General features: G+C 29.8%; 7 protein-coding genes. 3 read left to right on the top strand and 4 right to left on the bottom strand.

What is annotated here, in order from left to right:
* Together mfd and ACH2BO_RS05290 are read right to left on the bottom strand one after the other, a co-directional pair.
* The coding region (gene mfd, locus ACH2BO_RS05295) for a transcription-repair coupling factor (protein ID WP_395043708.1) at window positions 1-2,684 on the bottom strand (2,684 nt) is incomplete at its 3' end.
* Between the two features lie 97 nt (window positions 2,685-2,781).
* The gene (locus ACH2BO_RS05290) at window positions 2,782-3,366 is read right to left on the bottom strand and encodes a hypothetical protein (RefSeq protein ID WP_395043707.1); all 585 of its coding nucleotides are present in this window, start codon (window positions 3,364-3,366) and stop codon (window positions 2,782-2,784) included.
* Window positions 3,367-3,540: 174 nt separating this feature from the next.
* Here ACH2BO_RS05290 and ACH2BO_RS05285 point away from each other — a divergent pair, with 174 nt between their 5' ends.
* The gene (locus ACH2BO_RS05285; protein ID WP_395043706.1) at window positions 3,541-4,479 is read left to right on the top strand and encodes an L-threonine 3-dehydrogenase; all 939 of its coding nucleotides are present in this window, start codon (window positions 3,541-3,543) and stop codon (window positions 4,477-4,479) included.
* A gap of 7 nt (window positions 4,480-4,486) precedes the next feature.
* Here the strand turns inward: ACH2BO_RS05285 and ACH2BO_RS05280 are convergent, their stop codons facing one another.
* Window positions 4,487-4,984, bottom strand: coding sequence for a nuclear transport factor 2 family protein (locus ACH2BO_RS05280; RefSeq protein ID WP_395043705.1), 498 nt, complete (start codon window positions 4,982-4,984; stop codon window positions 4,487-4,489).
* Between the two features lie 190 nt (window positions 4,985-5,174).
* Between ACH2BO_RS05280 and ACH2BO_RS05275 the strand changes: the two genes are divergently transcribed.
* Complete coding sequence (locus ACH2BO_RS05275) at window positions 5,175-5,768, top strand: 2OG-Fe(II) oxygenase (RefSeq protein WP_395043704.1); 594 nt, start codon at window positions 5,175-5,177, stop codon at window positions 5,766-5,768.
* On the opposite strand, the gene ACH2BO_RS05270 is transcribed toward ACH2BO_RS05275, so the two are convergent.
* Window positions 5,743-6,030, bottom strand: coding sequence for a hypothetical protein (locus ACH2BO_RS05270; RefSeq protein ID WP_395043703.1), 288 nt, complete (start codon window positions 6,028-6,030; stop codon window positions 5,743-5,745). The genes ACH2BO_RS05275 and ACH2BO_RS05270 overlap by 26 nt on opposite strands.
* Before the next feature lie 27 nt (window positions 6,031-6,057).
* On the opposite strand from ACH2BO_RS05270, the gene ACH2BO_RS05265 reads away from it, so the two are divergent.
* Window positions 6,058-6,471 (top strand): (deoxy)nucleoside triphosphate pyrophosphohydrolase, encoded by a 414-nt coding sequence (locus ACH2BO_RS05265; protein WP_395043702.1) that lies wholly within the window; start codon window positions 6,058-6,060, stop codon window positions 6,469-6,471.
* The last annotated feature ends 70 nt before the right edge of the window (window positions 6,472-6,541 follow it).

Raw genomic sequence — 6,541 nt, 5'->3', positions numbered from 1 at the left:
AAACCACTTTGTTCACCACCAAGTAAATCGCCTGCGCCACGAATTTCTAAATCTTTCATTGCAATATTAAGACCACTTCCTAGTTCAGAAAATTGTTCTAAAGCTTGAATTCTTTTTCTAGCATCATCTGTCATTGCAGAATATGGTGGCGTTATAAAATAACAAAATGCTTTTTTATTACTTCGACCAACTCGACCACGCATTTGATGCAAATCTGATAATCCAAAATTATTAGCATTATTAATAAAAATTGTATTGGCGTTTGGCACGTCCAATCCGCTTTCTATAATTGTTGTTGCTACTAAAACATCAAATTCTCCATTCATGAAAGCCAACATCAATTCTTCTAATTTTTTCCCGTCTAATTGTCCGTGACCAATTCCAACTCGTGCATCTGGAACCAATCTTTGAATCATTCCTGCAACTTCTTTTATGTTTTCTATTCTATTATTAACGAAAAAAACCTGTCCGTTTCGTTGAATTTCATAAGAAACTGCATCACGAATTAGCTCTTCGTTAAAGCGTACCACATTGGTTTCAATTGGATATCTATTTGGTGGTGGCGTTGTAATTACCGATAAATCTCTTGCTGCCATTAACGAAAACTGCAACGTTCTAGGAATTGGAGTTGCCGTTAATGTTAAAGTATCAACATTGGCAGAAATTGTTTTTAGTTTGTCTTTTACGTTTACACCAAACTTTTGTTCTTCATCAATAATTAGTAATCCTAAATCTTTAAATTGAACATTTTTATTTACCAATTGATGTGTTCCAATAATAATATCTAGTTTTCCTTCGGATAAATCTTTTAGGGTTTCTGTTTTTTCTTTGGCAGTTCTAAAACGATTTAAATAACCAATTGTAACTGGCATTTCTTTTAATCGTTCTGTAAAAGTTCTATAATGTTGGTAAGCCAAAATTGTAGTTGGAACTAAAATGGCAACTTGTTTTCCGTTATCAACAGCTTTAAATGCTGCTCGAATTGCAACTTCAGTTTTACCAAAACCAACATCGCCACAGACTAATCTGTCCATTGGTCTGTCGGTTTCCATATCGTTTTTTACATCTTGGGTTGAGGTAATTTGATCTGGAGTATCTTCATAAATAAAAGAACTTTCTAATTCTTTTTGTAAATAACTATCTGGTGAACAAGCAAAACCTTTTTCTAATTTTCGCTTAGCATAAAGCTGAATTAAATTAAATGCAATGTGTTTTACTCGAGCTTTAGTTTTTTGTTTCAACGCTTTCCATGCACCAGAACCCAATTTATAAATTTTTGGTGGCGCACCATCTTTTCCGTTGTATTTGGATATTTTGTGAAGCGAATGAATACTTACATAAACAATATCATTATCGGCATAAACCAACTTGATTGCTTCTTGTGTTTTTCCATCTACTTGAATTTTTTGCAAGCCACCAAATTTTCCAATTCCGTGATCAATATGAGTTACATAATCGCCTACTGAAAGTGAAGTTAATTCTTTTAGTGTTATGGTTTGTTTTTTAGAGTAACCATTTTTGATACTAAATTTATGGTATCTTTCAAATATTTGATGGTCAGTGTAACAAGCAATTTGAAGTTCATCATCTATAAAACCTTGAAAAAGAGGAAATACAATTGTTTTATATTTTTTCAGAATATTTTCACTATTGTCTTCATCGATATCTTCAAAAATATCTTGAAAACGAGATGCTTGATTTTCGTTAGAACAAAACAAGTAATTTTTAATTCCGTTAGAGTGATTTTCATTCAAATTGTTCATCAATAAATCAAATTGTTTGTTGAATGATGGTTGTGGTTGAATGTGAAATTCTAAAGTTTTATCAATTTTAAAAGTTGGCGAATTACTCATTTCTACAACAGAAAAAGACAATGCTTTCTTTAGAAAATGTTTCTGATTTATAAATAAATTTTCTGGTTGAACATGTTTTATTGTTGCTTCAAGTTTAGAAAAAGCTTCGGTTGCTTTATCAAAAAGTTTGTCTAATTGTTGGCAAAGTAAATCGGTGTTTTGAACAAAAAGAACTGTTTTTTCATTGATATAATCTAGAAAACTTTCGCGATTTTCTTCAAAGAAACTGTTTTCTACATTGGGAATAATCGAAATCTTTTTTTGTTTTTCGATAGAAAGTTGGGTTTCTACATCGAAACTTCTAATACTATCTACTTCGTTTCCAAAAAATTCTATTCTGTATGGATTGTCATTAGAAAAAGAAAAAACATCAATAATTCCGCCACGAACAGAGAATTCGCCTGGTTCGGTTACAAAATCTACTCGTTTAAAATTATATTCAAATAATACTTCGTTTATAAAATCGATTGCAATTTTATCATTGACCGAAATTTTTAAAGTATTTTTTTCTAGTTCTTTTTTAGTAACCACTTTTTCAAAAATTGCTTCGGCATATGAAACAATTATGGCAGGTTTTTTTCTTGAATTTATTCTGTTTAAAACTTCGGCACGCAATAAAACATTAGCATTATCGGTTTCTTCAATTTGATAAGGACGACGATAAGAACCAGGATAAAAAAGAACATCTTGATCGTTGATTAATTGTTCTAAATCGTTTAAATAATAGGCAGCTTCTTCTTTATCGTTGAATAATAAAAGAAAAGGTAATTCAGATTTTTCAAAAGTTGCTTGAATGACAAATGACAACGCCGAACCTAATAAACCTTTTATATTTATTTTGGAATCGTGTTGTTCTAATGTTTTGGCTAATAATTGAACTTTAGCCGATTTTTGATAAACAGAAGTGATGTTGCTTTTACTCAAAATATTATTTTGGAATCTGAATATTAGGAATTGCTCTTGTGGTATCTTTTATACTAATTATATTAGGTTCGCCTTCTTCTCTAGGAATTTGGCTTCGTCTAACAATTTCTTCCATTTGCAATTGCATGTATTCTATTTCCATGTTTATTTCGCCAATGAGTTTTACCACTTTTTTATCTGGAATTTGGTTTAAATGAATAAACAAATCCATTGCTTTAATTTTAGTTGTAATAACACCAATTCTTGCTTTGACTTGAGGTTTATTAAATTCTGATGGAATATTATTATTTAATTCGACAACTTTTTTAGAAAGTGTAGCTGCTTTTTTCTGAAAAGCACCAATAGAACTTTTGGGTTTCTGATTTATTTCGGCAAGAAAATTGCGCCATTCGTTCCATCCAGTTATTTTAGATTGAGTTGTTGGATCGATTGGAGTAATATCAAAAATCCAACCACGATTAATGTTTTCAAAAACGGTTTGTTTTTTTTTAGCTTCTTTTACTTGTTCTATAGCTCTTTGTTTAGAATCATCTTGACACGAAAAAAGCAACATAGAAAAAAGAAGTATATAAATTGATTTGAATTTCATTTTAGAAAATACTTTTTGTTTACAAAAATACAAAAGTAGTAGTTTAGTTTTAGAGATTGTGTGAAAGCAATTATAAAATTAGAAGTTGAAAGTCATAAAATTAGAAGTTTGATGAATTCATTTTAATAAAACCACAAACGAAAATCTTATATTTGTAATTCAAACAAACATACAATGACTACCAAAATATTAATGATTGGAGCTTGCGGACAAATTGGAACCGAGTTAACCACAAAGTTGCGAAGTATTTACGGAAACGATAATGTAATTGCATCTGATATTAGAAAGCTAAATAATGATATTGTAAACAACGGAATATTTGAAGTTGTAAACGCCTTAGATTATAATCAAATTGAGCATTTAATTGAGCAATATCAAATTACAGATGTTTATTTAATGGCAGCTTTACTATCGGCAACAGCCGAAAAAAACCCAGCTTTTGCTTGGGATTTAAATATGAATTCGTTGTTTCATGTATTGAATTTGGCGAAAGCTAAAAAAATAAAAAAAATATTTTGGCCATCAAGTATTGCGGTTTTCGGACCAACAACACCAAGAGAAAATACACCACAGTTTACTATAATGGAACCAACAACTGTGTATGGAATTTCTAAACAAACAGGCGAAAGATGGTGTGAATATTACCATCATCAATATGGAGTTGATGTGCGAAGCATTCGTTATCCTGGATTAATCAGTTGGACAACCGAACCTGGTGGCGGAACAACCGATTATGCAGTAGATATTTATCACAAAGCATTGAAAAAAGGAAAATTTGAATGTTTTTTATCTGAAAATACTAAATTACCGATGATGTATATGGACGATGCTATAAGAGCAACTGTAGAAATCATGCAAGCCAATGTTGACGATGTAAAAATTCGTTCTTCTTATAATTTATCTGGAATAAGTTTTACACCTGCAGAAATTGCCGAAGAAATAAAAAAACACATTCCAGATTTTACAATTACATACAAACCAGATTTTCGTCAGAAGATTGCCGATAGTTGGCCGGCTTCAATTGATGATTCTTTTGCTAGAAATGATTGGAATTGGAAACATCAGTTTGAAATGGATACAATGACAGAAGTGATGTTGGAAAATTTGAAATAAAGATCGATTACTTAGTTAATAGATTAATTAAATTAGTTTCAATTGGCGATTTAATTTTCACTACTTCATCAGTATTGTCATTTGGAATTGTCATTGATAATACATAGTGTTTTATCTTCCAAGCGCCATTAATTTTCACTAAAACACCAGAACCACGACAAATTTTCATTTGAGTGTTTAGCAATTCATCAAACCAAGCAGTTTTCTTATCTTCACTAAAGTAGATATGTCTTTTCATGGCTGTAAAACTCCATGCTTTTCCTTTATCGAAATAAGGTTTTGCAAATGCTGCAAATTCTTTTTTAGACCAGTTTTCGGTAGCATCAGTTCCAATATAAATGGCATCATCTGTAAGAACTTCAAAATAAGCGTTAAAATTTACATCGGCAGCAGCTTTGTGCCAATCATTTAGCATGTTTACAATCATTTGTTCTTCTGTTTTTGGCAAATCTTTTTTAGAAGAACAAGCAGTAATAACCAATAATAATAAAATATATTTTTTCATGTTGAATAGTTTTTATAAAAGTAATAAAAAATTGCTTTCTATTAATTTTTTTTATCATTTTACAATAGATTCAATGTAACAAATTTGGATGTTTGGAGTTCATATTTTTTTTAAACTTATAAATTATTTCATTCTGATTTTAAATAAACTACCTTGCCAAGATGCTTGCAAAATCGAGTGTGTTCATACAATGGAAAACAGCTTTGAAACTTTAATTGCAAGTTATATAGAAAATAATGTTGGTATTGCAAATCATTTTATAAGTGATGAATTGGCAAATCATTTAAAAGAAAATTTGCTTTCGCTGAATGAAAAACACTTGCTACTTACAGCAGGAACAGGCAATGCAGACAAATTAATTCATAACACAGCAATACGAAACGATGTAATTTATTGGTTGGATAAAAAACATAATAACCAATATGAAAATGAGTTTTTCGAAAAAATTGAAGCTTTTATTTCTTACTTAAATCAAGAATGTTTTGCAGGAATTACCGATTATGAATTTCATTATTCGTTGTATGAAAAAGGAAGTTTTTACCGCAAACATTTAGATCAGTTTCAAGACAATACTAGCAGACAATTCTCGATGATTAGTTACCTAAACGCTGATTGGAACATTGAAGATGGTGGCGAACTTTTAATTCATAACGAAGGAAAAAACCAAAAAATTGCACCTACGCAAGGTAAGACGGTTTTCTTTAAAAGTAATGAATTGGCGCACGAGGTTTTGGTTACTAATGAACGTAGGATGAGTGTTACTGGTTGGTTGAAGAGAGGTTAGTGTTTATATAATTATCAATGAAATCATTTTCTGCTTCTTGATTTTCATCAAATTTTAAAACGAATTTTGAGGTTAGGTTGTTTATGAAGGTTTCTATTTCTTTTTTTGAATTGAGGTTGTTTAGGAAACTTAATTGTTGGTTTTCTTCTGAAAAGTCTTCATCAAAATAAAATGCGATATCAGTCTTAAATGAATCTGCGTAGTTTTGTTCTTCTTGGTATAAGAAGTTTTCTAGGTGTTGGAATTTTTGATTTAATGTCATGTTTTTTTTTTATAAAATTAAATAATTATGTCTAAGTTTATAAAAAATCAAAAGATGATTAATGTTGCTTGTGCAATCATAGTAATAAATTCTAAAATTTTAGTAACTCAAAGAAGCGAAAAGATGAAACTTCCTTTGAAATGGGAATTTCCAGGCGGAAAATTAGAACAAGACGAAAACGAAATTGATTGTGTAAAAAGAGAAATTAAAGAAGAATTAAATATTGAAATTGAAGTTATAAAAAAAATTTCCAACAGCATTTTTGATTATGGAACTTTTAAAATAAATCTAATTCCATTTCTAGCAAATCATATTTCTGGTGAAATTTTATTGTTAGAACATAAAGATTATAAGTTGCTTAATAAAACTGAATTATTGAATTTAGATTGGGCAGAAGCTGATTTGCCTATTGTTGAAGAATATTTAAAACTTAAACTATGAACCAAGGATTGTATGAGGAGTTAGTTACTAAACTAATCAATTTTAAATTGAACGAATTAGATAAAGATAC

Origin of the sequence: Flavobacterium sp. (genome assembly GCF_043773265.1) — a bacterium.
Classification (GTDB): domain Bacteria; phylum Bacteroidota; class Bacteroidia; order Flavobacteriales; family Flavobacteriaceae; genus Flavobacterium.
This window is presented reverse-complemented; position numbering and strand designations above follow the sequence as displayed.

Excerpts from the sequence above, each read along its gene's own strand:
- ACH2BO_RS05290 (WP_395043707.1), bottom strand. The coding sequence starts at position 3,366 with ATGAAATTCAAATCAATTTATATACTTCTTTTTTCTATGTTGCTTTTT.
- ACH2BO_RS05285 (WP_395043706.1), top strand. The coding sequence starts at position 3,541 with ATGACTACCAAAATATTAATGATTGGAGCTTGCGGACAAATTGGAACC.
- ACH2BO_RS05280 (WP_395043705.1), bottom strand. The coding sequence starts at position 4,984 with ATGAAAAAATATATTTTATTATTATTGGTTATTACTGCTTGTTCTTCT.
- ACH2BO_RS05275 (WP_395043704.1), top strand. The coding sequence starts at position 5,175 with ATGGAAAACAGCTTTGAAACTTTAATTGCAAGTTATATAGAAAATAAT.
- ACH2BO_RS05270 (WP_395043703.1), bottom strand. The coding sequence starts at position 6,030 with ATGACATTAAATCAAAAATTCCAACACCTAGAAAACTTCTTATACCAA.
- ACH2BO_RS05265 (WP_395043702.1), top strand. The coding sequence starts at position 6,058 with ATGTCTAAGTTTATAAAAAATCAAAAGATGATTAATGTTGCTTGTGCA.